The organism is Jannaschia sp. 2305UL9-9 (assembly GCF_041403465.1).
Lineage (GTDB): Bacteria > Pseudomonadota > Alphaproteobacteria > Rhodobacterales > Rhodobacteraceae > Jannaschia.
In genome coordinates, this window is record NZ_JBGEHM010000001.1 from 1 (window position 1) to 23,365 (window position 23,365).

The following is a 23,365-nucleotide window of genomic DNA, read 5'->3' on the forward strand; positions in this document are numbered from 1 at the left end:
GGCGCCGGCGTGGTGTCGAAGATCGTCGAGTAAGGCGACCTGTCGCCCGAAACATCTGCCGACGGCAGAAAGCGCAAAGGCCCCCCTCGCGGGGGCCTTTGTCGTTCCAGCGGCAGGGGTGAACTGGCCGCACGCGACGGCTCCTTGCCGTGCCGCCTGCTGCGCGACTTGTTGAAGCGCCTCGTTCGTGCATCTTGTGGCGCATGACAGATATCTCCTCACGTTCCCCGGCGGGTTTCGGATTGACCGGCGCATTGCGTGGTCAGGTCCTCACGGGTGAGGCCCTTGGGCAGGCCCTTGAAGGCGCGGATCTCGCTTGGGTCCATCTTTCGCTTGCCGATGGTGGATGGCAGGCCGCGGATGACTGGCTCGACGCCCATGTGCCCGGCCTTGATCCCACCACGCGCCGGGCCCTGACCGAAGAACTGACGCGTCCCCGCGCGATCGTCAGCGGCCCCGGCCTGATGATCGTTCTGCGAGGCGTCAATCTGGCCGAGGGGGAGGACCCGGATGATATGGTCTCCGTTCGTGTCTACCTGGATGATCGCCGCATCGTCACCCTGGCGCGCCGCCACCTGCGATCCGTTGCGGACCTTGCCGACAAGGTGTCCGCGGGCAAAGGGCCCGAAAGCCCCGGCGCCTTTCTGTACGATCTGAGCGAGGCCCTGATCGGTCGGATCGAGTCCGTGCTGGAGGACGCCGAGACCGATACCGATGCCCTGGAGGTTCGCGTCGACGAGCACGCGCTCGACAGGGTGGAGGCCACCCACGCCCGAAGTGAAGCGACGCGGCTGCGCCGGATGGTTCTGGGCCTGCGACGTCACATCGGGCCGCAAAGGGATGCGCTGAGCGGAGCGGCGACACTCGTGCCGGACCTGATCGGGAAGGTGGATCGTCGCCGCCTGCTGGAGATCCGGGAGCGGCATCAGCATGCCGTGGAAGAGCTGGATGAACTTGCAGGGCGCCTGACGCTCGTGCGCGACGAGATCCGCGCCGAACAGGACGAGCGGACGAACCGGAACCTCTATTTCCTGTCCGTTCTGTCCGCGTTGTTCCTGCCGCTCGGGTTCCTGACGGGTCTGCTGGGTGTCAACGTCGGTGGTATTCCCGGGGCGGATCACCCCCATGGGTTCGCGATTTTCTGTTCGGTTCTGTTTGCCGTCTTCGTGGGACAGATTGCGATCCTTCTGCGAATGCGCAGATTGTGAAGGCAAGCGCCCCTGATGGGGTTGCGGGATGGTCCGACTCGCGTTAGAGGCCGCCATCTGCGACCGGGGGTGCCAAAGTGCATGTCCGGATCGCGTGGGTTCGAAGAGGGGTCAGGGTGGTCCTGTCTCCTCCTCTCAACTTTGATGTGGCTGCCCGGATGGGTGGCCCGCCGTCATGGATATATGACATGAAAAGCCAGAATATTCGCATCCGGCTCAAGGCGTTCGACTACCGTGTGCTGGATGCCAGCACGCAGGAAATCGTGAACACCGCCAAGCGCACCGGTGCACAGGTTCGCGGACCGATTCCGCTTCCCAACAAGATCGAGCGTTTTACCGTTCTTCGTGGTCCGCACATCGACAAGAAGTCGCGCGACCAGTGGGAAATCCGCACGCACAAGCGGATGCTCGACATCGTTGACCCGACCCCGCAGACCGTGGACGCGCTGATGAAGCTCGACCTGGCCGCCGGCGTCGACGTCCAGATTTCGGTCTGAGGAGGGCACTGATATGCTGCGTTCCGGAGTGATCGCCAAGAAGGTGGGGATGACCCGCCTGTTCATGGAAGACGGGAAACAGATCCCCGTCACCGTCCTGCAACTCGATGCCCTTCAGGTCATCGGTCAGCGCACGGACGACAAGCACGGCTACACCGCCGTTCAGCTGGGTGCAGGCACTGCCAAGGCCAAGCGGACGTCGCAGGCCATGCGCAAGGTCTTCAGCAACGCGGGCGTCGAGCCCAAGCGCAAGATCGTGGAATTCCGCGTCGATGCGGACGCGCTGATCGATGTGGGCGAGGAAATCATCGCCGATCACTACTTCGAAGGTCAGTACGTCGACGTCGCCGGCACCTCGATCGGTAAAGGCTTTGCCGGTGCGATGAAGCGCTGGAACTTCGGCGGCCTGCGCGCCACGCACGGCGTGTCGATCAGCCACCGTTCCCACGGTTCCACCGGTCAGTGCCAGGACCCTGGCAAGGTGTTCAAGGGCAAGAAGATGGCCGGTCACATGGGTGCTGCCCGTGTCACCACGCAGAACCTGCAGGTCATCAAGACCGACACCGACCGCGGCCTGATCATGGTCAAGGGCGCCGTTCCCGGCTCCAAGGGTGGTTGGGTCACCGTAAAGGATGCGGTCAAGAAGCCGTTCCCCGAAAGCGCCATCGTCCCCGCCGCCCTGATGTCCGCCAAGCGTGAAGCGATCAAGGCCGCCGAAGAGGCTGCTGCCGCTGCTGAAGCCGAAGCGAAAGCCGCCGAGGAGGCCCTGGCCGCCGAGCAGGCCGCCGCCGAGGAAGCCGCGCTGAAGGAAGCCGAAGCCCAGATCGCGGAGGAGGGTGCCAACACCGATAACTCCGACGCCGAAAAGAAGGAAGGTGACGCATGAAACTCGACGTCATCAACATCGACGGATCCGCCGCCGGCTCGGTAGAGCTGTCGGACGAGATCTTCGGGCAGGAGCCGCGCCGCGACATCCTGTTCCGCGTGGTCCGCTGGCAGCGCAACAACGCGCAGCAGGGCACCCACAAGGTCAAGACGCGCTCCGAGGTCAGCTATTCGACCAAGAAGATCGTCCGTCAGAAGGGCTCCGGCGGCGCGCGCCACGGTTCCCGCAAGGCGCCGATCTTCCGGTCGGGTGGTGTCTACAAGGGCCCGACGCCGCGCAGCCACGGTCATGAGCTGACCAAGAAGGTTCGCAAGATGGGCCTGATGCATGCGCTGTCCGCCAAGGCGCAGGCCGGCAAGATCGTCGTTCTGGACAACCTCGACATCGAGGCCGGCAAGACGAGCGCGCTGGCCAAGCAGGTCGCCGCCCTCGGGTGGAAGCGCGCGCTGGTCATCGACGGCGCCACGGTGAACGAGAACTTCGCGCAGGCCGCGCGGAACCTCGGCAACGTGGACGTTCTGCCGACGATGGGCGCCAACGTGATGGACATCCTCAAGCGTGACACGCTCGTGCTCACGAAGGCGGGCGTCGAAGGGCTGGAGGCTCGTTTGAAATGAACACGTATGACGTAATCCGCAAGCCGATCATTACCGAGAAGGCCACCATGGCCTCCGAGGCGAACGCCGTGGTCTTCGAGGTGTCGATCGACGCCAACAAGCCGCAGATCAAGTCGGCCGTCGAAGAGCTGTTCGGCGTCAAGGTGAAGGCCGTGAACACAACCATCACCAAGGGCAAATCCAAGCGTTTCCGGGGCCAGCTCGGCCGCCGCAAGGATGTGAAGAAGGCCTACGTGACGCTCGAAGAGGGCAACACGATCGACGTGACGACCGGGCTGTAAGGTTCGGTCGTAGGGCGGGGGACACCTCGCTGCGTACACAGGGGCCCCGCTGGAAACAGCGGGGCCTTTTTTGCGCGTTAGAAAATCTGACTCAATTCACTCGGTACAAGTTGACCCTCCGGAATTGGGTGTGCAGTCATTTTGACAGAATGGATATCGTGAAAAATCCGTCGACTAGTTGTTTTTCGGGGGCGACATGCTGAAACGTATTTGGAAATTGCTAATTGGCAAAGCGCCGACACCGAAAGAACAATTTGAGCACACTTCAGATTTGAGACAAACGGCTCTATCGTCAAAGGAGGTTCAATCCAGATCAGCTGCTGCCAAGCGAGATACGCCATCTGTTCTGCGATCAAACGCAGTGGATCCCGCACCAGCTAACGAGAAGCCCAGAAACATAGACGGGCATCCTGCGGCCAAAATTCTGAAAGGGAAAACATTCGTTATCGATGGTGATACCATCGTAATCAGTGGAACCCACATAAGGATCGCTGGAATTGATGCTCCGGAACTTGATCACCCCTGGGGGCGGAAATCCAAATCGGCGATGATAAATCTCTGCAAAGGCAAGGTTGTAACGGCCGTTCTACAGCCTGCCACCAGCTATGACCGCATGGTTGCCAAATGCTACCTTGATGACGGTACGGATCTTGCAGCAGAACTCGTTAAACAGGGAATGGCGATAGACTGGCCCAAGTATTCCGGTGGCGCGTATCGTCATTTGGAACCGGAAGGCATTCGCAAGAAGCATTGGCGTGCAGCAGCACGGCAGCGTGGGCGTTACAAACCCGGCACATAGGCGAGCCCTGTTTCTCATTTGGTTTGTAGGCGGCGTCACTTTGGCAGGCACCGTCCTACCACCCCTTGACCCCACCCCATCACCCCCCTAAACGGCCCCATCGGCAGCCCCGGATTCGTCCGGGGCTTTGCTGTCGCGCACCGGCGTTTTGCGGGCGGTGCATCAAGCCGGGGACCTTCGGGGCCCTTACATCCAGGGCAGGAACCTTCACCGGGGACTGTCCGACACACAACGGAAGACAGGTAAACTATGGCACTCAAGTCGTATAAGCCGACGACGCCGGGCCAGCGTGGGCTGGTTCTGATCGACCGTTCGGAGCTGTGGAAAGGCCGTCCCGTCAAGGCCCTCGTAGAGGGTCTGACGAAGAACGGCGGACGCAACAACACCGGACGGATCACGATGCGCCGCAAGGGCGGGGGCGCGAAGCGTCTCTATCGGATCGTCGATTTCAAACGCAACAAGCTGGACGTTCAGGCGAACGTGGAGCGGATCGAGTACGACCCGAACCGGACCGCCTTCATCGCCCTGATCCGCTACACCGATGGTGAGCAGGCCTACATCCTCGCGCCGCAGCGCTTGGCCGTTGGTGACCGCGTCGTGGCCTCGGCCAAGGCCGACATCAAGCCCGGCAACGCGATGCCGTTCCAGGGCATGCCGATCGGTACGATCATCCACAACATCGAGCTGAAGCCCGGCAAGGGCGGTCAGATCGCGCGCGCCGCGGGCACCTACGCCCAGTTCGTCGGTCGTGACGGTGGCTACGCTCAGATCCGCCTCAGCTCGGGCGAGCTTCGCCTCGTGCGGCAGGAGTGCATGGCGACGGTTGGCGCGGTTTCGAACCCCGACAACTCGAACCAGAACCTCGGCAAGGCCGGTCGCAACCGCCACAAGGGCATCCGCCCGTCCGTGCGTGGTGTCGTGATGAACCCGATTGATCACCCGCATGGTGGTGGTGAAGGCCGGACGTCGGGTGGTCGCCACCCCGTCACGCCGTGGGGCAAGCCGACCAAGGGTGCCCGTACCCGCAACAGGAACAAGGCGTCGCAGAAGCTGATCATCCGCTCGCGTCACGCCAAGAAGAAAGGCCGCTAAATGAGCCGCTCTGTCTGGAAAGGCCCGTTCGTGGACGCTCACGTCCTGCGCAAGGCCGAGAAGTCCCGCGAGTCCGGTCGCAACGAGGTCATCAAGATCTGGTCGCGTCGCTCCACCATCCTGCCTCAGTTCGTTGGCCTGACGTTCGGCGTCTACAACGGTCACAAGCACATTCCCGTCAACGTCTCGGAAGAGATGATCGGCCAGAAGTTCGGTGAGTATTCGCCGACGCGGACCTATTACGGTCACGCCGCCGATAAAAAAGCCAAGAGGAAATAAGTCATGGGCAAGGAAAAGAATCCCCGCCGCGTGGCTGACAACGAGGCCATGGCCAAGCTGCGCAGCCTGCGCACCAGCCCGCAGAAGCTGAACCTCGTCGCCGCAATGATCCGCGGCAAGAAGGTCGAGAAGGCTTTGACCGATCTCACCTTCTCGAAGAAGCGGATCGCGATCGACGTGCGCAAGTGCCTGCAGTCGGCCATCGCCAACGCAGAGAACAACCACAACCTCGACGTGGATGAGCTGATCGTGGCCGAGGCCTATGTCGGCAAGAACCTGACCATGAAGCGCGGTCGCCCGCGTGCCCGTGGCCGGTTCGGCAAAATCACCAAGCCGTTCGCACAGCTGACCATCAAGGTGCGTCAGGTCGAAGAAACCGTTGGGGAGCAAGCGTAATGGGTAACAAAGTCAATCCCATCGGGATGCGTCTTCAGGTCAACCGCACCTGGGACAGCCGCTGGTACGCCGACACCAAGGAATACGGTGATCTGCTGCTCGAAGACCTGCGCATGCGCGAGTTCATCGAGGAAGAGTGCAAGCAGGCCGGCGTCAGCCGCGTCATCATCGAGCGTCCGCACAAGAAGTGCCGCGTAACGGTGCACACCGCACGTCCCGGCGTCATCATCGGCAAGAAGGGCGCGGACATCGAGACGCTCCGCAAGAAGCTGGCCGCGATGACCGACTCGGAACTGCACCTCAACATCGTCGAGGTCCGCAAGCCCGAGCTGGACGCAGCCCTGGTCGGCGAAGGCATCGCCCAGCAGCTGGAGCGTCGTGTCTCGTTCCGCCGCGCCATGAAGCGGTCGGTCCAGAACGCCATGCGCATGGGTGCCCTTGGTATCCGGATCAACATGGCCGGTCGTCTTGGCGGTGCCGAAATCGCGCGGACCGAATGGTATCGTGAGGGTCGCGTCCCGCTGCACACGCTGCGCGCCGACATCGACTATGCCCATTCCGAAGCCATGACGCCCTACGGCATCATCGGCATCAAGGTCTGGATCTTCAAAGGCGAGATCATGGAGCATGACCCCGCCGCCCGTGACCGCAAGGCCCAGGAACTTCAGGATGGTCCGACCCCCCGTGGTGCCGGTGGCCGTCGTGACGACCGCGGTCCCCGCGGCCCGCGCCGGTAAGGAGTAGAACACATGTTGCAACCGAAACGGACAAAGTTCCGCAAGCAGTTCAAAGGCTCCATCAAGGGTGAGGCAAAGGGCGGGTCCGACCTGAACTTTGGCACCTACGGCCTGAAGGCAACGCAGCCGGAGCGGGTCACCGCCCGTCAGATCGAAGCCGCACGTCGTGCCATGACGCGTCACATGAAGCGTCAGGGCCGTGTCTGGATCCGTATCTTCCCGGACGTGCCCGTCACCTCCAAGCCCGTCGAAGTTCGTATGGGTAAGGGTAAGGGCTCGGTCGACTTCTGGGCCTGCAAGGTCAAGCCCGGCCGGATCATGTTCGAGATCGACGGCGTGTCGGAGCCTGTCGCCCGTGAGGCCCTTCGCCTTGCCGCGATGAAGCTGCCGATCAAGACGCGCACCGTGGTTCGCGAAGACTGGTAAGCCGAACCTTCCGCCTCGCCCAAACGGTGAGCGGTTGGATACCGAGATAAGCGAAAGGCGGGGGAAACCCCGCCTTTTTTGCGTTCCGGGACGGTCGAATGCGGCCAGTCAGCCGGACAACAGGGTCGAATAGTGCAGCAGACCCCATGGCAGGAATGCGCGTTCGACCGCGTTCCATTCCGCACCGAAGGTCAGCACATCGCGGTCCGCATGGCGCGCAATCGCAGACAGGGGACGGCGTCCGTCGACTTGGGCGATGAGGGGCGCGCAGTTTTTCGGCAAGGTGATCGGCATGGCCTCGCCGTCGATCCGGATCGGGACGGGTTTTCCGGCAGCGACGAGTTGCGCCAGTTTTGCGGCGGGGGCGCCCAGATGCGGAACCCGGTCCAGGGAACGGTTCGGCGTGACTTTCGACCCATTGGGGACGACATAGGCGACATGCACCTTGATCGTGCCGCGCAGCTTTTCGGCGACGGCCATCGCTTCTGCCGGGGGCAGGGCGTGGGGTTGGCCGGTGATGCGTTCCGGTTCGTAAAGGCCGGGCTGGCAGAAAGACGCAAGTTCCCAACCGGTGTCGGCAAGCGTCGTCAGGAGGCTGTGGATATCGAAGGCGCGATCCTGGCCATGGAGGAGAAGATCGTAGAAGCCGGCATCGCTTGCCCGGTGATCGACCAGTTGCTGATTGCGCTTGAAGGGATGGCCGTTCGGCAAGCGCGACAGGATGTCTTTCGCCGCGGCGAGTCGGGCCTCGGGGGGCAGTCCGTGCAGCAGGGTGCCGAATGCCTCCTGCAGCGGATAGACACCGGACCGTCCGTAGGGTGCATAGACCATCATGCCCATTCCGCCCCCCGGTGCACAGGCAGCGGACAGCGCGCTGAACCCCGCATTGGGGTCCGGCAGGTGGTGAAGGACGCCGCAGCAATCGATGTAGTCGAACCGTCCCAATTCCGGCGCGTCCAGCAGGCTTCCGGTGTGAAAGGTGATCCCCTTCAAGCCACGCTGGGCGACGCGGGCCTCGGCCACGGCGCGGGCACTGGTCGACAGGTCGATGTAGGTGATGTCGTAGGGGCGCTTCGCGTCGGTCAGCAGCTGCGCCAGTTGCACGAGGCCATCGCCCGACCCGCCCCCGGCGACCAGGACGCGTAGCGGCTTCGACCAGTCGCGGCGTCCGCCCCAGAGAAAGTGATCCATCTCTATGGGCCGCGACGGGGACCCGGTGATCAGGCGCCTTGCCTCGTCCTTCGGGTCGCGCGCAGGGTAGGGATAGGCGTCGTAATGTTCGGTGACCGTAACCATGGGGACCTTTCGCGGCTGCCGCACCGTTATTGCCCAACGGCCAAGCGGCGTCTATGTGGCGGGCATGTCCCAGATCTCCTCTCTCTTCGTGACCCGCCTTTATCGCGCAGCCCTTTCCGATCACGGTCCCGTGGTGGACACCGGTGAACTGGCCGCGTCGTGCTATTCCATTGCCGAGGATGACGAGGCGGGCCATGCGTGGTGCGAGGAGAACGGTTATCCCGGCTACACGTCCTACGCGTCCCTGACGGACCTCGGCTGGCGGTTTCCGATCTTCGGCGATGTCATCAAGGCGCTCGACAAACATGTCGCCGCCTTCGCGGACGACCTTGCCTTCGATCTGGGTGACAAGCGGCTGACGCTTGAAGATATCTGGATCAACATCCTGCCAGAGGGTGGCAGTCATTCCGGCCATATCCATCCGCACTCCGTCATTTCGGGCACGACCTATGTCGCCATGCCCAAGGGGACCAGCGCCCTGCGCCTCGAAGATCCCCGCCTGCCGATGATGATGGCGGCCCCCGTCCGCCGCAAGAACGCGCCCGCCGATCTGCGCACCTTCCACTACGAGGCCCCCGAGGTCGGAGATGTCCTTTTGTGGGAAAGCTGGCTGCGCCACGAGGTGCCGATGAACACGGCCGAGGAGGAACGCGTCTCGGTCAGCTTCAACTACGGATGGGGATGACCGCGATGGAGCGGATGGCCAACGCCAACTGGCGCCGGGGTCTGACCCGCCTCTGGGGGGCGGCAAGCGTTCTCTGGGCGCTGTTCATCCTGATCCTTCTCGTTTCCGACGGGATCGCGGGGGACGTTTCGGTGCTGAAAGTACTGCTGAGTGTCGTTCTGGTTGTTGCGGTCCCCGCAGCCGTCCTTGTCGCCGGGATGTGCGTGGGCTGGATCCTGCGTGGGTTCGTGCGTTCCTGAGGTACCGCGCGCTGCAGCGGGATATTAGCCGGATCTGCCCTTGCGCCCTTGGGCAACCTCGTCTATGCGGCGCTCTCTACCACTGACCTCCACCGGAATCAGTCGTGACCTACGCTCATCGTAGGGCGGCCCGGTGATGTTGAAAGGACAAGGCGATGAACGCCACTGAACTGCGGGGCAAAAGCCCCGATGAGCTGCGCACGGAATTGACCAACCTGAAGAAGGAGGCGTTCAACCTCCGCTTTCAGGCTGCGACCAGTCAGCTTGAGAACACCGCCCGCATCCGTACCGTCAAGCGGAGCATCGCGCGTGTGAACACGATCCTGAACCAGAAAGCCGCCGACGCGGCCAAGTCGGAGGCCTGAGATGCCGAAGCGTATCCTTACCGGCGTCGTGACGTCGAACCAGAATGCCCAGACCGTCACGGTCAGCATCGAGCGCCGTTTCAAGCACCCGCTGCTTCAGAAGACGGTTCGTAAGTCCAAGAAGTACCGCGCGCACGACGAGAACAACCAGTTCAACGTCGGCGATACCGTGCGTATCCAGGAATGCCCGCCCAAGTCCAAGACGAAGCGGTGGGAAGTCATCGCCGAATAAGCGGTGACTGCCGGGCGCCCGGTTATCGGGTGCTGCGGAAACAAATCGAAACCCTGGGGGCATCGGCACGCATCGCCGCCCCAAAGGTCGGGAGAAACCAATGATCCAGATGCAAACCAACCTGGATGTTGCTGACAACAGCGGCGCTCGCCGTGTTCAGTGCATCAAGGTCCTGGGCGGATCGCACCGCCGGTATGCCTCCGTGGGTGACATCATCGTGGTGTCGGTCAAGGAAGCCATTCCGCGCGGTCGCGTGAAGAAGGGGGACGTCCGCAAGGCCGTCGTCGTTCGCACCGCCAAGGAAGTCCGTCGTGAAGACGGCACCGCGATCCGCTTCGATCGCAACGCCGCCGTCATCCTCAACAACAACAACGAGCCGGTCGGCACCCGTATCTTCGGGCCGGTGGTTCGCGAGCTGCGTGCGAAGAACTTCATGAAGATCATCTCGCTCGCTCCGGAGGTGCTGTAATGGCTGCTAAACTCCGCAAGGGTGACAAGGTCATCGTGCTGTCGGGGCGTGATGCGTCCAAGACCGGCGAGATCCTGTCCGTCGACCCGAAGGCCGGCAAGGCAATCGTCGAAGGCGTGAACATGGCGATCCGTCACACCCGCCAGAGCCAGGCAAGCCAGGGTGGTCGCATCCCCAAGGCCCTGCCGATCGACCTGTCGAACCTGGCCATCGTCGATGCCAACGGCAAAGCGTCCCGCGTCGGTTTCCGTGAGGAAGACGGCAAGAAGGTCCGTTACGCCAAGACCACGGGAGACGTGATCTGATGCTCGATACCGAAACCTACACCCCGCGTTTGCGCACGTTCTTCGATGACACCGTCAAAGGTGCCATGCAGGAAGAGTTCGGCTACAAGAACGCCATGCAGATCCCGCGTCTGGACAAGATCGTCCTGAACATCGGCTGCGGCGCCGAGGCGGTTCGCGACTCCAAGAAGGCGAAGTCGGCTCAGGACGACCTGACCGCCATCGCCGGTCAGAAGGCCGTCGTCACGAACGCCAAGAAGTCGATCGCCGGCTTCCGGGTTCGCGAAGGCATGCCCCTCGGCACCAAGGTGACGCTGCGCGGCGCCCGGATGTACGAATTCCTGGACCGTCTGATCACTGTCGCGATGCCGCGTATCCGCGACTTCCGCGGCGTGTCCGGCAAGAGCTTCGACGGACGTGGCAACTATGCCATGGGCCTGAAGGAGCACATCGTCTTCCCCGAGATCAACTTCGACAAAGTCGATGAGACCTGGGGCATGGACATCATCATCTGCACCACCGCCAAGACGGATGCAGAGGCGAAGTCGCTGCTCAAGCACTTCAACATGCCGTTCAACAGCTGAGGTATTAGACATGGCAAAAGTATCCATGGTCGAACGTCAGAAGAAGCGTGAGCGGCTGGTGAAGCAATACGCCAGCAAGCGCGCCTCTCTGAAGGACATCATCCGTGACGAGTCGAAGCCGATGGAGGAGCGGTTCAAGGCCACTCTGAAGCTGGCTGAATTGCCCCGCAATTCCTCGCCCGTCCGTCTTAACAACCGCTGCCAGCTGACGGGGCGCCCGCGCGCCTATTACCGCAAGCTGAAGCTGTCTCGTATCATGCTGCGCGATCTGGCCTCCAAGGGTCAGATTCCGGGCATGGTCAAGTCCAGCTGGTAAGGGAGCAGATCACATGAATGATCCCATCGGCGATATGCTGACCCGCATCCGCAACGCGCAACTGCGTGGCAAATCCACCGTTTCGACGCCTGCGTCCAAGCTGCGTGCCCGTGTCCTGGATGTCATGGCCGACGAAGGCTACATCCGCGGCTACGAGACCAGCTCGGACCGTCAGGGCCACCCGACGATCGAAATCTCCCTCAAGTACTACGAGGGCGTTCCGGTCATCCGTGAGCTCAAGCGCGTGTCCAAGCCGGGCCGTCGCGTCTATCTCGGTGTCTCCGACATCCCGTCGGTCCGTCAGGGCCTGGGTGTTTCCATCGTCTCCACCTCGCGTGGCGTCATGTCCGATGCTTCGGCCCGATCCGCCAACGTTGGCGGTGAAGTCCTCTGCACCGTATTCTGAGGAGGGTATAATGTCACGTATCGGCAAAAAGCCCGTCGACCTGCCCTCGGGCGTCGAAGCCTCGGTTTCGGGTCAGACGGTTTCGGTCAAGGGGCCCAAGGGCACCCGGACCTTCACCGCAACCGACGATGTTACGGTCGCCGTGGAAGACAACGCCGTGACGGTCACGCCGCGCGGCAAGTCCAAGCGTGCGCTGCAGCAGTGGGGCATGTCCCGCACGATGATCGAGAACCTCGTGACCGGTGTCACCACCGGTTTCAAGAAGGAGCTCGAGATCAGCGGCGTCGGCTATCGTGCGACGATGCAGGGCAACCAGCTCAAGCTGGCGCTCGGCTACTCGCACGACGTGATCTATGACATCCCCGAGGGTGTCACGGTGACTGCGCCCAAGCAGACCGAGATCACCGTTGAAGGGATCGACCAGCAGTTGGTCGGTCAGGTTGCAGCAAACATTCGCGAATGGCGTGCGCCGGAGCCCTACAAGGGCAAGGGCATCCGCTACAAGGGCGAGTATATCTTCCGCAAGGAAGGTAAGAAGAAGTAAGGACCAGTCAGATGGCAAATACGAAAAGGGACCTGTTCCTGAAGCGCCGCCTGCGCGTCCGGAACAAGCTTCGCAAACTGGCCGCCGGGCGTCCGCGCCTGTCGGTTCACCGCTCCAGCAAGAACATCAGCGTCCAGCTGATCGACGATGTCGCCGGCAAGACGCTTGCCTCGGCCTCGACGCTGGAAAAGGACTTTGGCGTTGTCGGCAAGAACAACATCGAGGCCGCCGCCAAGATTGGCGCCGCGATTGCCGAACGTGCCAAGGCCGCAGGCGTGGAAGAAGTCTACTTCGACCGCGGCGGCTTCCTCTTCCACGGGAAGGTCAAGGCGCTCGCCGATGCCGCCCGTGAAGGTGGTCTGAAGTTCTAAGCAAAGGGTAGGGGGCCGCAAAAGGCCCCCTCGATGATCCGGGCCACGTCTGCTTTGCGGACGCTGGCACCAGGATTGCAGAAATTGGGGCAGCGCCCCATACGCAGGAGATGCCACATGGCAGAACGTGACAACAACCGTGGACGGGGCCGTGGCCGCGACCGCGAGGAAACCCCGGAATTCGCCGACCGCCTTGTGGCGATCAACCGCGTGTCGAAGACGGTCAAGGGCGGCAAGCGCTTTGGCTTCGCCGCTCTGGTCGTCGTCGGCGACCAGAAGGGCCGCGTAGGCTTTGGCAAGGGCAAGGCCAAGGAGGTCCCCGAGGCCATCCGCAAGGCAACCGAGCAGGCCAAGCGTCAGATGATCCGCGTCGCCCTGCGCGACGGTCGCACGCTGCACCACGACATGAACGGTCGCCACGGTGCTGGCCGCGTCGTGATGCGCACCGCCCCGGAAGGTACCGGTATCATCGCCGGTGGTCCGATGCGTGCCGTGTTCGAAATGCTCGGCGTCAAGGACGTCGTGTCCAAGTCGATCGGTTCGCAGAACCCCTACAACATGATCCGTGCCACGCTTGACGGTCTGCGCAAGGAGGCTTCGCCTCGTTCCGTCGCACAGCGTCGTGGCAAGAAGGTCGCCGACATCCTGCGCAAGGACGACGCACCCAAGATGGACGGCGAGCAAGCGCCCGTCGCCGAGGAGGCTTGATCCATGGCTAAAACGATTGTCGTCAAGCAGATCGGTTCCCCGATCCGCCGCCCCGCCGATCAGCGCGCGACGCTGGTGGGTCTGGGCCTGAACAAGATGCACAAGACCCGTGTGTTGGAGGATACTCCGTCGGTCCGCGGCATGGTCAACAAGATCCCGCACATGGTGAAAATCATCGAAGAGCGCGATTGATCGCTTCGGACGCAATTATATGCGTTCGCTGAAGGTTGGATGCCCCGGTCAGAAATGGCCGGGGCATTTTCCGTTTCGCGCGGGACTTGGGTGCAAAGGCTCGCGTTACACACAATATGATGCCGAGAATCCGATGCTAGCCGCGCAACTTCGCCACCGCAGCGGTGCGGCCTCCGACGACCATGCAGCCAAGCGTCGCCTGCAAGGCAGTCACCAGTTCGTCCACCGTCTCCGTTGATACGAACAGCCCACCAGTCCGGTCCGCAAAGCACTTTGCCACGGTGTCCCCGCCGAATTCCTGCTGTTCAGGATTGTCCCAGGCAAAGAAATCCCGTGTCGCACGAAAGCCGATGACGTGGATGGTCAAATCGGCCGAGACGCTCGCCATGCGGCGGGAGGTGGCGCAGGGGGTGCCGCCGCAGGTCTCATTCCCATCGGTCACGAGGACGACGATGGCGGATTGGCTGCGGTAGGACAGGGCCTCGGCCGCTTGTTCCACCGCTGCCGACAATGGGGTCAGGCCGTTCGGGACAAGCGCGTCGACAGCGGCGACAATCGCGTCGCCCGCCAGTGGGCGGGGCGGAAAGCGCAGGGTGATGCCGTCGCAGGCTCCGTCCGGCCCCGGTCCATAGGTCAGCAGGCCGATGCGGCGCACCTCCTCGACCAATGGCATCGCCAGCCGCATCGCCCTGCGGGCTTCGACGATGCGGGTCGTCTCACGCGTCTCCAACGTGATTTCCGCCATGGAGGCGGAACCGTCGAAGACGATCATGGCATCGGTCGTGCAGGCCAATGCCGCCTGGCATGACATGCTGATCGCGATCAGGGGCGACAGGATACGCATGCCATGTCTACATGATCCTCGGGGCCGCCACGACAAGTGCAGACCCATGACAGGGCTGGACGTGGGCCGCCTGTGGGGGTACAGCCGCGCGGTGGCCGCAGTGGTCATATTCAGAATCGAAACGCCGTGTTCATCCCACTCATCGCTTCGGGGATGCTTCCGGCAAGAGGAGAAGCGACATGAAATTGAATGATCTGCGCGACAACGAAGGCGCAACCCACCGCCGCAAGCGCATCGGCCGTGGCCCGGGTTCGGGCACCGGTAAGATGGGTGGCCGTGGTATCAAGGGTCAGAAGTCCCGTTCGGGCGTTGCGATCAAGGGCTACGAGGGCGGCCAGATGCCGCTCTACCAGCGTCTGCCCAAGCGTGGCTTCAACAAGCCGAACCAGAAGCACTATGCCGTGATCAACCTGTCCAAGGTGCAGGAGTTCATCGACAACGGTCGCCTCGACGCTGCCGCGATCACCGAGGACAGCCTGGTCGCCGCCGGTGTCGTGCGCCGCAAGCTGGACGGGATCCGTCTGCTGGGCAAGGGTGAGCTGACCTCCAAGGCCTCCATCACCGTGACCGGCGCCTCCAAAGGTGCGGTCGAAGCGGTCGAAAAGGCTGGCGGTTCCGTCACCGTGGCTGCCGTCGCCGCCGAGTGACGGTTGTGGGCGGAGCGCGCTCCGCTTACATGGTTCACAGGTTTTAAGAACGCCGCCTGCGGGGAGAGCCTGTCAGGCGGCGTTTCAGCAACAAGAGGGGCCCTCAATGGCTTCAGCCGCAGAGCAAATGGCCGCCAACATGAGCTGGGGCGCGTTCGGGAAAGCCAAGGAGCTTCGCCAACGCATCCTGTTCACGATCGGCCTTCTGATCATTTACCGCATCGGCACCTATATCCCCGTGCCCGGCATCGACGCGGGGGCCTTGCGGGACTTCGTCGAGCAGGCCTCGGCCGGCCTTGGCGGTGTCCTCAACATGTTCACCGGTGGTGCCATCGGCCGGATGGGCGTCTTTGCCCTGGGCATCATGCCCTACATCTCGGCCTCGATCATCGTGCAGCTGATGACGGCCATGGTGCCGCAGCTGGAGCAGTTGAAGAAAGAGGGCGAGCAGGGCCGCAAGAAAATCAACCAGTACACGCGCTATGGCACCGTGGCATTGGCGACGTTGCAGGCTTACGGCCTTGCCGTCTCGCTGGAGGCCGGTGGCCTTGCCGGCGATCCCGGCTGGTTCTTCCGCGCGGCCTGTGTCGTGACCCTCGTGGGCGGCACGATGTTCCTGATGTGGCTGGGTGAGCAGATCACCGCGCGCGGCATCGGCAACGGCATCTCGCTGATCATCTTCGTGGGCATCGTGGCCGAACTGCCCGCCGCACTGGCTCAGTTCTTCGAATCCGGCCGCACCGGGGCCCTGACCACACCTGCGATCCTCGGTGTTGTCGCCATGCTGCTCGGCACGCTCGTGCTCGTGGTGTTCATGGAACGCTCGCTGCGCAAGATCCACATCCAGTATCCGCGCCGTCAGGTCGGGATGAAGGTCTATGACGGCGGCTCCAGCCATCTGCCGATCAAGGTGAACCCGGCGGGCGTCATCCCCGCGATCTTCGCCTCGTCCCTGCTGTTGCTGCCTACGACGATCAGCACGTTCTCGGGTCAGAATTCCGGTCCGGTGATGTCGACGATCCTTGCCTATTTCGGGCCGGGACAGCCGCTGTATCTGCTGTTCTTCACGTCGATGATCGTGTTCTTCACGTATTTCTATACCTTCAACGTGGCGTTCAAACCCGATGACGTGGCCGACAACCTGAAGTCTCAGAACGGCTTCATTCCCGGCATTCGCCCCGGCAAACGGACCGCGGAATACCTGGAGTATGTAACCAACCGCATTCTGGTACTGGGCGCAGCGTATCTGGCGCTGGTCTGTCTGGTTCCCGAACTGGTGCGCAGTCAGCTTGCCATCACGGCTTACTTCGGCGGCACCTCGATCCTGATCATCGTTTCGGTTGGGATGGATACGATCCAACAGGTCCAGAGCCATCTTCTGGCGCATCAATACGAAGGCCTGATCGAGAAATCGCAGCTGCGTGGCAAAAAGCGCGGCTCCAAGAAAGGGACAGCCAGACGATGAATATCATTTTGCTGGGGCCGCCGGGCGCAGGGAAGGGAACCCAGGCGCGGCGGCTCGTGGAGGAGCGGCAGATGATCCAGCTCTCGACCGGGGACATGCTGCGCGAGGCGCGGTCATCCGGGACGGAGATGGGCAAGAAGGTCGCCGCCGTGATGGACGCGGGCGAGTTGGTCACCGATGAGATCGTGATTGGTCTGATCGAGGAAAAGCTGGAAGGTGAGCGTGCGGGAGGCTTCATCTTCGATGGTTTCCCCCGGACATTGCCGCAAGCGGACGCCTTGGGGACCCTTCTGGCGAAGCACGGCGCAACGCTCGATCATGTCATCGAGATGCGCGTCGACGACGAAGCGCTCGTCGCGCGGATCACGGCACGCTCCACCTGTGCAAGCTGTGGTGAGGTGTACAACGACCTCACGAAGCCACAGCCGGCTGACGGCAAGTGCAGCAATTGCGGCGGGACGGAGTTCAAGCGTCGCGCCGACGACAACGAGGAGTCGCTCAAGACGCGGTTGCTGGCCTACTACAAGCAGACCTCGCCGCTGATCGGCTACTATTACGCCAAGGATATGCTGACCTCGGTCGATGGCCTTGGTGAGATCGACGCAGTCGCGCAGGATATCAGTGCCGTCATGGGCTAGGCGCCGGGACCGCGGGCTGGCCTTCTTTGGCCGGCTTGCCGTTCTGGTCTATACCTTTCTGGCGGGTATCATCCTCGGGGGCGTGATCGGCGTCACGGGTGGGGCGATGGATCGGCGCGCAGACTTCTGCTCGGACGTCGACAGCGCCTACTACATTTCGGACGCGACCGCCCGTGCGGCCAGCTGTCAGGAGTGATCTGCATATTGTTCTTGACACAGGTGCGTCAGACCCTTGACCCCATCCGGTCAAGCCCCTAAATCGCAATCTCTGCCGGGAATCGAATGATTCCCGGTCTCTTATTTTGGCCCGCGCGTCCTGCGTCGGCCGTTGTGAAAAAAGGTTCTGGGGTTACGGAACCGCAACGCAGAAGGAAGACCACTTGGCTCGTATTGCTGGCGTCAACATCCCCACGGGGAAGCGCACTCCGATTGCGCTTACGTATATCACGGGTATCGGCCCGTCCAAGGCGAAGGAAATCATCGATGCCGTCGGTATCGATGCGACCCGCCGTGTGAACGAACTCTCGGACGCCGAAGTCCTTCAGATCCGCGAATACATCGACGCGAACGTGACGGTCGAAGGCGACCTGCGCCGCGACACGCAGATGAACATCAAGCGTCTGATGGACCTTGGCTGCTACCGTGGCCTGCGTCATCGCCGCAACCTGCCCGTTCGCGGTCAGCGCACCCACACCAACGCACGCACGCGCAAGGGCCCCGCAAAGGCCATCGCCGGCAAGAAGAAGTAAGGGAGGGCATAGACAATGGCACGTGAAGTCCGTCGCGCCCCCAAGCGCAAAGAACGCAAGAACATCGCCGCCGGCGTTGCTCATGTGAACTCGTCGTTCAACAACACCAAGATCCTTATCTCGGACGTTCAGGGCAATGCGATCAGCTGGTCGTCTGCCGGAACCTGCGGGTTCAAGGGATCGCGCAAGTCGACGCCCTACGCCGCCCAGATGGCTGCGGAAGACGCAGGCAAGAAGGCGCAGGAGCACGGCATGAAGACCCTCGAGGTCGAAGTGCAGGGCCCCGGTGGCGGTCGCGAATCCGCGCTGCGCGCTCTGGCTGCTGTCGGTCTGCAGATCACTGCGATCCGCGACGTGACCCCGATCCCGCACAACGGTGTCCGCCCGCCGAAGCGCCGCCGGGTCTGATTTTCTTCGATTGATTTTTCTTCGGGGCCGTCACGAGCGGCCCCGAAGCGCCGTTTTCAACACCTCGGGAGTCTCCGCCACCCGCCCCGGCAGGAGACATGAATGGAGGGATGGGCCACATGATCCACAAGAATTGGCAAGAGCTGATCAAGCCGCAGCAGCTTGATGTTCGCCCGGGGAACAACCCCGCCCGTCAGGCCACCGTCGTGGCAGAGCCGCTGGAGCGCGGCTTCGGCCTGACCCTCGGCAATGCCCTGCGTCGCGTCCTGATGTCGTCGCTGCAAGGTGCCGCCATCACGTCCGTCCAGATCGACAACGTGCTGCACGAGTTCTCGTCCGTTTCGGGCGTGCGCGAAGACGTGACCGACATCGTTCTGAACCTCAAGGGCGTCTCGCTCAAGATGGAAGTGGAGGGGCCCAAGCGCGTCTCGATTTCCGCCAAGGGTCCGATGGTCGTCACCGCCGGTGACATCAGCGAATCCAGCGGCATCGAGGTTCTGAACCGCGATCACGTCATCTGCCACCTCGACGATGGTGCCGACCTCTATATGGAACTTACCGTGAACACGGGCAAGGGCTATGTGAGTGCCGACAAGAACAAGCCCGAGGATGCGCCCATCGGTCTGATCCCGATCGACGCGATCTATTCGCCGGTCAAGCGCGTCTCCTACGAGGTGCAGCCGACCCGCGAGGGGCAGGTTCTGGATTATGACAAGCTGACCCTCAAGCTGGAAACCGATGGTTCGCTGGCGCCCGACGATGCCGTGGCCTACGCGGCCCGCATTCTTCAGGACCAGCTGCAGATCTTCGTGAACTTCGACGAGCCCGAAGCCGCCCGCGGCGAAAGCTCGGATGATGATCTGGAGTTCAACCCGCTACTTCTGAAGAAAGTCGACGAGCTGGAGCTTTCGGTCCGCTCTGCCAACTGCCTGAAGAACGACAACATCGTCTATATCGGTGATCTGATCCAGAAGACCGAAGCCGAGATGCTGCGCACGCCGAACTTCGGTCGCAAGTCCCTGAACGAGATCAAGGAAGTGCTGTCCGGAATGGGTCTGCACCTTGGTATGGATATCGTCGATTGGCCGCCCGAGAACATCGAGGACCTGGCCAAGAAGTTCGAAGACAACTTTTGAGTAGGGGCACCCCGCAAGGGGTGCGCCGCTCAACCCCGGGCGATTCTGCCCCAATAAGGAGGGGTCCGCAACGCACGGGCCCCGGACAAAGTATAAATCTGGAGATAGACCAATGCGCCACGCCCGTGGATACCGCCGCCTCAACCGCACCCATGAACACCGCAAGGCGATGTTCGCCAACATGGCCGGTTCGCTGATCGAGCATGAGCAGATCAAGACGACCCTGCCCAAGGCCAAGGAACTGCGCCCGATCATCGAAAAGATGGTCACGCTTGCCGGTCGCGGCGATCTGCATGCCCGCCGCCTGCTGCGGTCGCGCCTCAAGGAAGACCGTCACCTTGCCAAGCTGATGGATATCCTCGGGCCGCGCTACAAGGACCGTCAGGGTGGTTACGTTCGCATCATGAAGGCCGGCTTCCGCTATGGTGACATGGCGCCGATGGCGATCATCGAGTTCGTCGAGCGTGATGTCGACGCCAAGGGTGCCGCCGATCGCGCGCGCCTGGAAGCCGAGGACGCCGCCGAGGCGTAAGCGGACGCATTCCGACAAAACAAAAGCCCGGCCGGAAACGGTCGGGCTTTTTTGATTCTCTGAGATCTACAATGCACCCGTTTTACGGGTTTTGTTGCTTCTGCGCTCCCTCCATGCGTGCAAGTATGCGGTCCAGTTCCGCAGGCGGAAGCGCGGTACTGCCTAAAAACTCCAACAAGTCGGACCTTGCCGCCGGGGCAAGTTTCAAGATGCGTGCGAAAAGCCTCGGATCAACTGTGCCATTTATCATCTATTAACCATTTCAGTGGCGTAACTAAGGCACGATACAGTTGACGAAAATTTAACCAACCTGTCTAAAAAGACATGTCTGAAAGACAACGCCTGATGGTTCGTTACCTGCAGAGATTGGATGAAATTGCCCCGGCCGGCTACACCGTGGGCGTGCACATCCGGTTTGCGTCTCCGCTGTATCTGAAAAGTACATACCCGCAGGCCTGGCAAGATATCTACGCCGCCAACGCGTATTCGCTGCGCGATCCCCTCGTTTTCTGGGGTATCAGCAAGTCGGGCAAGATCCGTTGGAGCGAAATCACGTTGCCCGATCCCTTCGGCATCATGAAGAAGGCGGGCCAGCATGGCCTGACTTATGGTGCTGTCGTGGCCTGTGGAAAGATCACGTCCCGCACCATCGTCGGGGCGGCTCGATCGGACCGCGAATTCACGGACACCGAGTTGTCGGACATCGAGGAGGTGGCCCTTGGGCTGCACGATGTCACCGAGCCCCCCGAGGATCTGACACCTGCGATGATCGAGGCACTGCGCCTCGTAGGTGACGGATACCGCCATACGGCCGCCGCTGCGGAACTGGGAATTTCGGAAAGCGCGTTGAAGGCGCGCCTTTCGTCCGCCCGGCACAAGCTGGGTGCAAGAACCACGGCCGAGGCACTAAGAATGGCGAGAGAATACAGGCTCTTATAAGGCCAATCCCACATTGCGAGCATCCCCCGGTCCCCTGGTGTCAACGACAACCTGGCAGAGAGAGATATGTCCTATGCAAACCACTACACTTTCGTTTTCCAACATGCACGACCACGGCCCGCTGTTCACGGATCTGCTGCGCGCCCGGCATCGTACCTTCATCGAACAGGCCCAGTGGGACCTGCCGCAGGCCGACGGGATGGAGTTCGATCAGTATGATACGCCGGCCAGCCGTTGGGTCGCGGTCCACGACTTCGGCCGGATCCTGGCCGGTGTGCGGCTTACCCCGACAACGCATCGTTGCGGGATCTACAGCTACATGATCCGCGATGCGCAGGCCGGGCTGCTCGACAGCATTCCATCTGACCTGATGGACGAAGAGGCCCCCGTTGCACCCCACATCTGGGAAAGCAGCCGCGTCTTCGTCTGCAACGACGTTCCGGCGAAAATCCGGATGCGGGTTCAGATGCAGCTGATCGGACAGATGGTCGGCAGCGCGCGCGAACTGGGCGCGACTTCCGTGATCGGGATCATTCCGGCGACCTCGCCGCGTCTGGCGCGTCGCGTCGGTCTCGACTGCGTGGCCGCGGGGCCGGTCATGAACATCGGCGGCTCGGAGTCGGTCTGCGTGAAGATCTCCATGGCGACCAAGATGCACTAGGCTTCGCGCCAAACCATAGTCTGCTCACGCGGGCAGCGGCCGGGATGCCGCTGCCCGTTTGTCTTTCCGGATCGGGAGTTTGGCGCTAGGACGGGGCATGACCGACCTGTTTTCGTCCGATCCCGAACCTCAGTCCGCGCCCACGGCCACCAGCCCCGCGCCGCTGGCCGATCGTCTGCGGCCCGCATCGCTTGCGGCGGTCGTGGGGCAGGGGCATCTTCTGGGCCCTGAAGGCGCATTGTCCGTCATGCTGACCGGCGCCTTGCCGAGCCTGATCCTCTGGGGCCCGCCCGGCGTGGGCAAGACCACGATCGCGCGCCTGCTGGCGGACCATGTCGGCCTGCACTTCGTCCAGATCAGCGCAATCTTCACCGGCGTCGCGGACCTGCGAAAGGTCTTCGAGACCGCACGCAACCGGCGCGCCAACGGCAAGGGGACCTTGCTGTTCGTCGATGAGATCCACCGTTTCAACAAGGCGCAGCAGGACAGCTTCCTGCCACATATGGAAGACGGGACGATCACCCTTGTCGGTGCGACGACCGAGAATCCGTCCTTCGAGTTGAACGCGGCCGTGATGTCGCGCGCGCAGGTTCTGGTGCTGCAACGACTGACCCTGCGCGACATGGAACTGTTGACCCAGCGGGCGGAGAAGGAGTTGGGCGGCAAGCTGGCGTTGGACGGGCCGGCGCGCGAGGCTTTGCAGGAGATGGCGGACGGCGACGGGCGCGCCCTGCTGAACCTGATCGAACAGGTTGCCGGGTGGGGCGCCAAGGGGCCCGTCGATACCGAAACACTGGGCGTGCGCCTGCAACGGCGGGTCGCGCAATACGACAAATCCGGGGACCAGCACTACAATCTGATCAGCGCGCTGCACAAATCGGTGCGCGGATCGGACCCGGATGCCGCGCTTTACTGGCTGGCGCGGATGATCAAGGGGGGCGAAGATCCGCGCTACCTCGCCCGTCGCATCACCCGCATGGCCGTTGAGGATATTGCGCTGGCCGATCCGCAGGCGCAGGGCATCTGCCTCGAGGCGTGGGAAACCTATGAACGGATGGGATCGCCCGAGGGGGAGCTTGCCTTGGCGAACGCGGTTGTCTACCTCGCCCTAGCGCCCAAATCGAACGCCGCCTATGCGGCGTGGAAGGCGGCGTTGGTCGGGGCGACGAAGACCGGATCGGAACCGCCGCCGAAACATATCCTGAATGCCCCGACATCGATGATGAAGGATCAGGGGTATGGCGCGGGCTATGCCTATGATCACGATCAGGCGGATGGGTTTTCGGGACAGAATTACTTTCCCGACGGGATGAAACGCCCCGTCTATTACGTGCCGGTCAGCCGCGGGTTCGAGAGGGAACTCGGCAAGCGCCTCGATTGGTTCGTCGAACAGCGGGCAAAACGCAACAAGGGCAATGGTTGACAAGGGCCGCGTCA

The 23,365-nt window shown here is 62.4% G+C and carries 37 protein-coding genes; 35 read left to right on the forward strand and 2 right to left on the reverse strand.

Annotated elements, in window-relative coordinates; translation table 11 throughout:
- Positions 1-203 precede the first annotated feature (203 nt).
- The 11 genes from V6N07_RS00005 to rplP all read left to right on the forward strand — a co-directional run bounded on the left by V6N07_RS00005 (position 204) and on the right by rplP (position 7,218).
- Positions 204-1,208: a CorA family divalent cation transporter gene (locus V6N07_RS00005; RefSeq protein WP_371153095.1), complete on the forward strand. Its 1,005-nt coding sequence runs from the start codon at positions 204-206 to the stop codon at positions 1,206-1,208.
- Positions 1,209-1,396: 188 nt separating this feature from the next.
- Positions 1,397-1,705, forward strand: a complete 309-nt coding sequence (gene rpsJ, locus V6N07_RS00010; RefSeq protein ID WP_109563315.1) for a 30S ribosomal protein S10 — start codon at positions 1,397-1,399, stop codon at positions 1,703-1,705.
- 13 nt (positions 1,706-1,718) lie between these two features.
- Positions 1,719-2,591, forward strand: a complete 873-nt coding sequence (gene rplC, locus V6N07_RS00015) for a 50S ribosomal protein L3 (protein ID WP_371153097.1) — start codon at positions 1,719-1,721, stop codon at positions 2,589-2,591.
- Positions 2,588-3,208, forward strand: a complete 621-nt coding sequence (gene rplD / locus V6N07_RS00020; protein WP_371153099.1) for a 50S ribosomal protein L4 — start codon at positions 2,588-2,590, stop codon at positions 3,206-3,208. The genes rplC and rplD overlap by 4 nt, the downstream gene beginning before the upstream one ends.
- Positions 3,205-3,489, forward strand: coding sequence for a 50S ribosomal protein L23 (locus tag V6N07_RS00025; RefSeq protein ID WP_371153101.1), 285 nt, complete (start codon positions 3,205-3,207; stop codon positions 3,487-3,489). Before rplD ends, V6N07_RS00025 begins: the two co-directional genes overlap by 4 nt.
- 196 nt (positions 3,490-3,685) lie before the next feature.
- Positions 3,686-4,288: a thermonuclease family protein gene (locus V6N07_RS00030; RefSeq protein WP_371153103.1), complete on the forward strand. Its 603-nt coding sequence runs from the start codon at positions 3,686-3,688 to the stop codon at positions 4,286-4,288.
- A gap of 249 nt (positions 4,289-4,537) precedes the next feature.
- Positions 4,538-5,380 carry a 50S ribosomal protein L2 gene (gene rplB / locus V6N07_RS00035; protein ID WP_371153104.1) on the forward strand — a complete coding sequence of 281 codons (843 nt, stop codon included), beginning with the start codon at positions 4,538-4,540 and terminating at the stop codon, positions 5,378-5,380.
- A complete protein-coding gene (gene rpsS / locus V6N07_RS00040) occupies positions 5,381-5,659 on the forward strand; it encodes a 30S ribosomal protein S19 (protein ID WP_371153105.1) in 279 nt (92 codons plus the stop codon).
- Positions 5,660-5,662: 3 nt separating this feature from the next.
- The gene (rplV, locus tag V6N07_RS00045) at positions 5,663-6,055 is read left to right on the forward strand and encodes a 50S ribosomal protein L22 (RefSeq protein WP_371153107.1); all 393 of its coding nucleotides are present in this window, start codon (positions 5,663-5,665) and stop codon (positions 6,053-6,055) included.
- Positions 6,055-6,792, forward strand: a complete 738-nt coding sequence (gene rpsC, locus V6N07_RS00050; protein WP_371153109.1) for a 30S ribosomal protein S3 — start codon at positions 6,055-6,057, stop codon at positions 6,790-6,792. Before rplV ends, rpsC begins: the two co-directional genes overlap by 1 nt.
- Before the next feature lie 12 nt (positions 6,793-6,804).
- On the forward strand, positions 6,805-7,218 hold the full coding sequence (gene rplP, locus V6N07_RS00055; RefSeq protein ID WP_371153110.1) for a 50S ribosomal protein L16: 414 nt from the start codon (positions 6,805-6,807) through the stop codon (positions 7,216-7,218).
- Between the two features lie 108 nt (positions 7,219-7,326).
- Here the strand turns inward: rplP and V6N07_RS00060 are convergent, their stop codons facing one another.
- The gene (locus tag V6N07_RS00060) at positions 7,327-8,514 is read right to left on the reverse strand and encodes a class I SAM-dependent methyltransferase (RefSeq protein WP_371153112.1); all 1,188 of its coding nucleotides are present in this window, start codon (positions 8,512-8,514) and stop codon (positions 7,327-7,329) included.
- Between the two features lie 64 nt (positions 8,515-8,578).
- On the opposite strand from V6N07_RS00060, the gene V6N07_RS00065 reads away from it, so the two are divergent.
- From V6N07_RS00065 to rpmD, 13 genes are all read left to right on the forward strand, one after another.
- Complete coding sequence (locus V6N07_RS00065) at positions 8,579-9,199, forward strand: TIGR02466 family protein (RefSeq protein ID WP_371153114.1); 621 nt, start codon at positions 8,579-8,581, stop codon at positions 9,197-9,199.
- Complete coding sequence (locus V6N07_RS00070) at positions 9,196-9,438, forward strand: hypothetical protein (RefSeq protein ID WP_371153115.1); 243 nt, start codon at positions 9,196-9,198, stop codon at positions 9,436-9,438. Before V6N07_RS00065 ends, V6N07_RS00070 begins: the two co-directional genes overlap by 4 nt.
- Before the next feature lie 155 nt (positions 9,439-9,593).
- Positions 9,594-9,803 (forward strand): 50S ribosomal protein L29, encoded by a 210-nt coding sequence (gene rpmC, locus V6N07_RS00075; protein WP_371153116.1) that lies wholly within the window; start codon positions 9,594-9,596, stop codon positions 9,801-9,803.
- Between the two features lies 1 nt (position 9,804).
- A complete protein-coding gene (gene rpsQ, locus V6N07_RS00080; protein WP_371153118.1) occupies positions 9,805-10,035 on the forward strand; it encodes a 30S ribosomal protein S17 in 231 nt (76 codons plus the stop codon).
- Between the two features lie 100 nt (positions 10,036-10,135).
- Complete coding sequence (gene rplN / locus V6N07_RS00085) at positions 10,136-10,504, forward strand: 50S ribosomal protein L14 (RefSeq protein ID WP_009574016.1); 369 nt, start codon at positions 10,136-10,138, stop codon at positions 10,502-10,504.
- Complete coding sequence (gene rplX / locus V6N07_RS00090) at positions 10,504-10,809, forward strand: 50S ribosomal protein L24 (protein WP_371153120.1); 306 nt, start codon at positions 10,504-10,506, stop codon at positions 10,807-10,809. Before rplN ends, rplX begins: the two co-directional genes overlap by 1 nt.
- Positions 10,809-11,372 (forward strand): 50S ribosomal protein L5, encoded by a 564-nt coding sequence (gene rplE, locus V6N07_RS00095; RefSeq protein ID WP_371153121.1) that lies wholly within the window; start codon positions 10,809-10,811, stop codon positions 11,370-11,372. The genes rplX and rplE overlap by 1 nt, the downstream gene beginning before the upstream one ends.
- Before the next feature lie 10 nt (positions 11,373-11,382).
- Positions 11,383-11,688, forward strand: coding sequence for a 30S ribosomal protein S14 (gene rpsN / locus V6N07_RS00100; RefSeq protein ID WP_371153123.1), 306 nt, complete (start codon positions 11,383-11,385; stop codon positions 11,686-11,688).
- A 13-nt stretch (positions 11,689-11,701) separates the two neighbouring features.
- Entirely contained in the window at positions 11,702-12,094 is a 393-nt protein-coding gene (gene rpsH, locus V6N07_RS00105; protein WP_371153125.1) for a 30S ribosomal protein S8, read from the forward strand.
- 10 nt (positions 12,095-12,104) lie between these two features.
- Entirely contained in the window at positions 12,105-12,638 is a 534-nt protein-coding gene (gene rplF, locus V6N07_RS00110) for a 50S ribosomal protein L6 (RefSeq protein ID WP_371153126.1), read from the forward strand.
- 11 nt (positions 12,639-12,649) lie between these two features.
- Entirely contained in the window at positions 12,650-13,009 is a 360-nt protein-coding gene (rplR, locus tag V6N07_RS00115) for a 50S ribosomal protein L18 (protein ID WP_371153128.1), read from the forward strand.
- A gap of 117 nt (positions 13,010-13,126) precedes the next feature.
- Positions 13,127-13,717 carry a 30S ribosomal protein S5 gene (rpsE, locus tag V6N07_RS00120; protein ID WP_371153129.1) on the forward strand — a complete coding sequence of 197 codons (591 nt, stop codon included), beginning with the start codon at positions 13,127-13,129 and terminating at the stop codon, positions 13,715-13,717.
- Between the two features lie 3 nt (positions 13,718-13,720).
- Complete coding sequence (gene rpmD, locus V6N07_RS00125; protein WP_371153130.1) at positions 13,721-13,909, forward strand: 50S ribosomal protein L30; 189 nt, start codon at positions 13,721-13,723, stop codon at positions 13,907-13,909.
- A gap of 136 nt (positions 13,910-14,045) precedes the next feature.
- On the opposite strand, the gene V6N07_RS00130 is transcribed toward rpmD, so the two are convergent.
- On the reverse strand, positions 14,046-14,753 hold the full coding sequence (locus V6N07_RS00130) for a VWA domain-containing protein (RefSeq protein ID WP_371153131.1): 708 nt from the start codon (positions 14,751-14,753) through the stop codon (positions 14,046-14,048).
- Positions 14,754-14,932: 179 nt separating this feature from the next.
- On the opposite strand from V6N07_RS00130, the gene rplO reads away from it, so the two are divergent.
- The 11 genes from rplO (at position 14,933) to V6N07_RS00185 (ending at position 23,351) form a co-directional block, all read left to right on the forward strand.
- Positions 14,933-15,400, forward strand: coding sequence for a 50S ribosomal protein L15 (gene rplO, locus V6N07_RS00135; protein ID WP_371153132.1), 468 nt, complete (start codon positions 14,933-14,935; stop codon positions 15,398-15,400).
- A 106-nt stretch (positions 15,401-15,506) separates the two neighbouring features.
- Positions 15,507-16,865, forward strand: coding sequence for a preprotein translocase subunit SecY (gene secY, locus V6N07_RS00140; protein ID WP_371153133.1), 1,359 nt, complete (start codon positions 15,507-15,509; stop codon positions 16,863-16,865).
- On the forward strand, positions 16,862-17,503 hold the full coding sequence (locus V6N07_RS00145) for an adenylate kinase (RefSeq protein WP_371153134.1): 642 nt from the start codon (positions 16,862-16,864) through the stop codon (positions 17,501-17,503). The genes secY and V6N07_RS00145 overlap by 4 nt, the downstream gene beginning before the upstream one ends.
- Positions 17,487-17,699: a hypothetical protein gene (locus tag V6N07_RS00150; RefSeq protein ID WP_371153135.1), complete on the forward strand. Its 213-nt coding sequence runs from the start codon at positions 17,487-17,489 to the stop codon at positions 17,697-17,699. The genes V6N07_RS00145 and V6N07_RS00150 overlap by 17 nt, the downstream gene beginning before the upstream one ends.
- Positions 17,700-17,883: 184 nt before the next feature.
- On the forward strand, positions 17,884-18,252 hold the full coding sequence (gene rpsM, locus V6N07_RS00155) for a 30S ribosomal protein S13 (RefSeq protein ID WP_371153136.1): 369 nt from the start codon (positions 17,884-17,886) through the stop codon (positions 18,250-18,252).
- Positions 18,253-18,267: 15 nt separating this feature from the next.
- Positions 18,268-18,660 (forward strand): 30S ribosomal protein S11, encoded by a 393-nt coding sequence (rpsK, locus tag V6N07_RS00160; RefSeq protein ID WP_371153138.1) that lies wholly within the window; start codon positions 18,268-18,270, stop codon positions 18,658-18,660.
- Between the two features lie 119 nt (positions 18,661-18,779).
- Positions 18,780-19,796, forward strand: a complete 1,017-nt coding sequence (locus V6N07_RS00165; RefSeq protein ID WP_371153140.1) for a DNA-directed RNA polymerase subunit alpha — start codon at positions 18,780-18,782, stop codon at positions 19,794-19,796.
- A gap of 112 nt (positions 19,797-19,908) precedes the next feature.
- Positions 19,909-20,328, forward strand: a complete 420-nt coding sequence (rplQ, locus tag V6N07_RS00170) for a 50S ribosomal protein L17 (RefSeq protein WP_371153142.1) — start codon at positions 19,909-19,911, stop codon at positions 20,326-20,328.
- Between the two features lie 345 nt (positions 20,329-20,673).
- Positions 20,674-21,267, forward strand: coding sequence for an autoinducer binding domain-containing protein (locus tag V6N07_RS00175; RefSeq protein WP_371153143.1), 594 nt, complete (start codon positions 20,674-20,676; stop codon positions 21,265-21,267).
- A gap of 73 nt (positions 21,268-21,340) precedes the next feature.
- Positions 21,341-21,928, forward strand: a complete 588-nt coding sequence (locus tag V6N07_RS00180) for an acyl-homoserine-lactone synthase (protein ID WP_371153144.1) — start codon at positions 21,341-21,343, stop codon at positions 21,926-21,928.
- Positions 21,929-22,025: 97 nt separating this feature from the next.
- On the forward strand, positions 22,026-23,351 hold the full coding sequence (locus tag V6N07_RS00185; RefSeq protein WP_371153145.1) for a replication-associated recombination protein A: 1,326 nt from the start codon (positions 22,026-22,028) through the stop codon (positions 23,349-23,351).
- Positions 23,352-23,365: the final 14 nt, after the last annotated feature.

Excerpts from the sequence above, each read along its gene's own strand:
- V6N07_RS00005 (WP_371153095.1), top strand. The coding sequence starts at position 204 with ATGACAGATATCTCCTCACGTTCCCCGGCGGGTTTCGGATTGACCGGC.
- rpsJ (WP_109563315.1), top strand. The coding sequence starts at position 1,397 with ATGAAAAGCCAGAATATTCGCATCCGGCTCAAGGCGTTCGACTACCGT.
- rplC (WP_371153097.1), top strand. The coding sequence starts at position 1,719 with ATGCTGCGTTCCGGAGTGATCGCCAAGAAGGTGGGGATGACCCGCCTG.
- rplD (WP_371153099.1), top strand. The coding sequence starts at position 2,588 with ATGAAACTCGACGTCATCAACATCGACGGATCCGCCGCCGGCTCGGTA.
- V6N07_RS00025 (WP_371153101.1), top strand. The coding sequence starts at position 3,205 with ATGAACACGTATGACGTAATCCGCAAGCCGATCATTACCGAGAAGGCC.
- V6N07_RS00030 (WP_371153103.1), top strand. The coding sequence starts at position 3,686 with ATGCTGAAACGTATTTGGAAATTGCTAATTGGCAAAGCGCCGACACCG.
- rplB (WP_371153104.1), top strand. The coding sequence starts at position 4,538 with ATGGCACTCAAGTCGTATAAGCCGACGACGCCGGGCCAGCGTGGGCTG.
- rpsS (WP_371153105.1), top strand. The coding sequence starts at position 5,381 with ATGAGCCGCTCTGTCTGGAAAGGCCCGTTCGTGGACGCTCACGTCCTG.
- rplV (WP_371153107.1), top strand. The coding sequence starts at position 5,663 with ATGGGCAAGGAAAAGAATCCCCGCCGCGTGGCTGACAACGAGGCCATG.
- rpsC (WP_371153109.1), top strand. The coding sequence starts at position 6,055 with ATGGGTAACAAAGTCAATCCCATCGGGATGCGTCTTCAGGTCAACCGC.
- rplP (WP_371153110.1), top strand. The coding sequence starts at position 6,805 with ATGTTGCAACCGAAACGGACAAAGTTCCGCAAGCAGTTCAAAGGCTCC.
- V6N07_RS00060 (WP_371153112.1), bottom strand. The coding sequence starts at position 8,514 with ATGGTTACGGTCACCGAACATTACGACGCCTATCCCTACCCTGCGCGC.
- V6N07_RS00065 (WP_371153114.1), top strand. The coding sequence starts at position 8,579 with ATGTCCCAGATCTCCTCTCTCTTCGTGACCCGCCTTTATCGCGCAGCC.
- V6N07_RS00070 (WP_371153115.1), top strand. The coding sequence starts at position 9,196 with ATGACCGCGATGGAGCGGATGGCCAACGCCAACTGGCGCCGGGGTCTG.
- rpmC (WP_371153116.1), top strand. The coding sequence starts at position 9,594 with ATGAACGCCACTGAACTGCGGGGCAAAAGCCCCGATGAGCTGCGCACG.
- rpsQ (WP_371153118.1), top strand. The coding sequence starts at position 9,805 with ATGCCGAAGCGTATCCTTACCGGCGTCGTGACGTCGAACCAGAATGCC.
- rplN (WP_009574016.1), top strand. The coding sequence starts at position 10,136 with ATGATCCAGATGCAAACCAACCTGGATGTTGCTGACAACAGCGGCGCT.
- rplX (WP_371153120.1), top strand. The coding sequence starts at position 10,504 with ATGGCTGCTAAACTCCGCAAGGGTGACAAGGTCATCGTGCTGTCGGGG.
- rplE (WP_371153121.1), top strand. The coding sequence starts at position 10,809 with ATGCTCGATACCGAAACCTACACCCCGCGTTTGCGCACGTTCTTCGAT.
- rpsN (WP_371153123.1), top strand. The coding sequence starts at position 11,383 with ATGGCAAAAGTATCCATGGTCGAACGTCAGAAGAAGCGTGAGCGGCTG.
- rpsH (WP_371153125.1), top strand. The coding sequence starts at position 11,702 with ATGAATGATCCCATCGGCGATATGCTGACCCGCATCCGCAACGCGCAA.
- rplF (WP_371153126.1), top strand. The coding sequence starts at position 12,105 with ATGTCACGTATCGGCAAAAAGCCCGTCGACCTGCCCTCGGGCGTCGAA.
- rplR (WP_371153128.1), top strand. The coding sequence starts at position 12,650 with ATGGCAAATACGAAAAGGGACCTGTTCCTGAAGCGCCGCCTGCGCGTC.
- rpsE (WP_371153129.1), top strand. The coding sequence starts at position 13,127 with ATGGCAGAACGTGACAACAACCGTGGACGGGGCCGTGGCCGCGACCGC.
- rpmD (WP_371153130.1), top strand. The coding sequence starts at position 13,721 with ATGGCTAAAACGATTGTCGTCAAGCAGATCGGTTCCCCGATCCGCCGC.
- V6N07_RS00130 (WP_371153131.1), bottom strand. The coding sequence starts at position 14,753 with ATGCGTATCCTGTCGCCCCTGATCGCGATCAGCATGTCATGCCAGGCG.
- rplO (WP_371153132.1), top strand. The coding sequence starts at position 14,933 with ATGAAATTGAATGATCTGCGCGACAACGAAGGCGCAACCCACCGCCGC.
- secY (WP_371153133.1), top strand. The coding sequence starts at position 15,507 with ATGGCTTCAGCCGCAGAGCAAATGGCCGCCAACATGAGCTGGGGCGCG.
- V6N07_RS00145 (WP_371153134.1), top strand. The coding sequence starts at position 16,862 with ATGAATATCATTTTGCTGGGGCCGCCGGGCGCAGGGAAGGGAACCCAG.
- rpsK (WP_371153138.1), top strand. The coding sequence starts at position 18,268 with ATGGCACGTGAAGTCCGTCGCGCCCCCAAGCGCAAAGAACGCAAGAAC.
- V6N07_RS00165 (WP_371153140.1), top strand. The coding sequence starts at position 18,780 with ATGATCCACAAGAATTGGCAAGAGCTGATCAAGCCGCAGCAGCTTGAT.
- rplQ (WP_371153142.1), top strand. The coding sequence starts at position 19,909 with ATGCGCCACGCCCGTGGATACCGCCGCCTCAACCGCACCCATGAACAC.
- V6N07_RS00175 (WP_371153143.1), top strand. The coding sequence starts at position 20,674 with ATGGTTCGTTACCTGCAGAGATTGGATGAAATTGCCCCGGCCGGCTAC.
- V6N07_RS00180 (WP_371153144.1), top strand. The coding sequence starts at position 21,341 with ATGCAAACCACTACACTTTCGTTTTCCAACATGCACGACCACGGCCCG.
- V6N07_RS00185 (WP_371153145.1), top strand. The coding sequence starts at position 22,026 with ATGACCGACCTGTTTTCGTCCGATCCCGAACCTCAGTCCGCGCCCACG.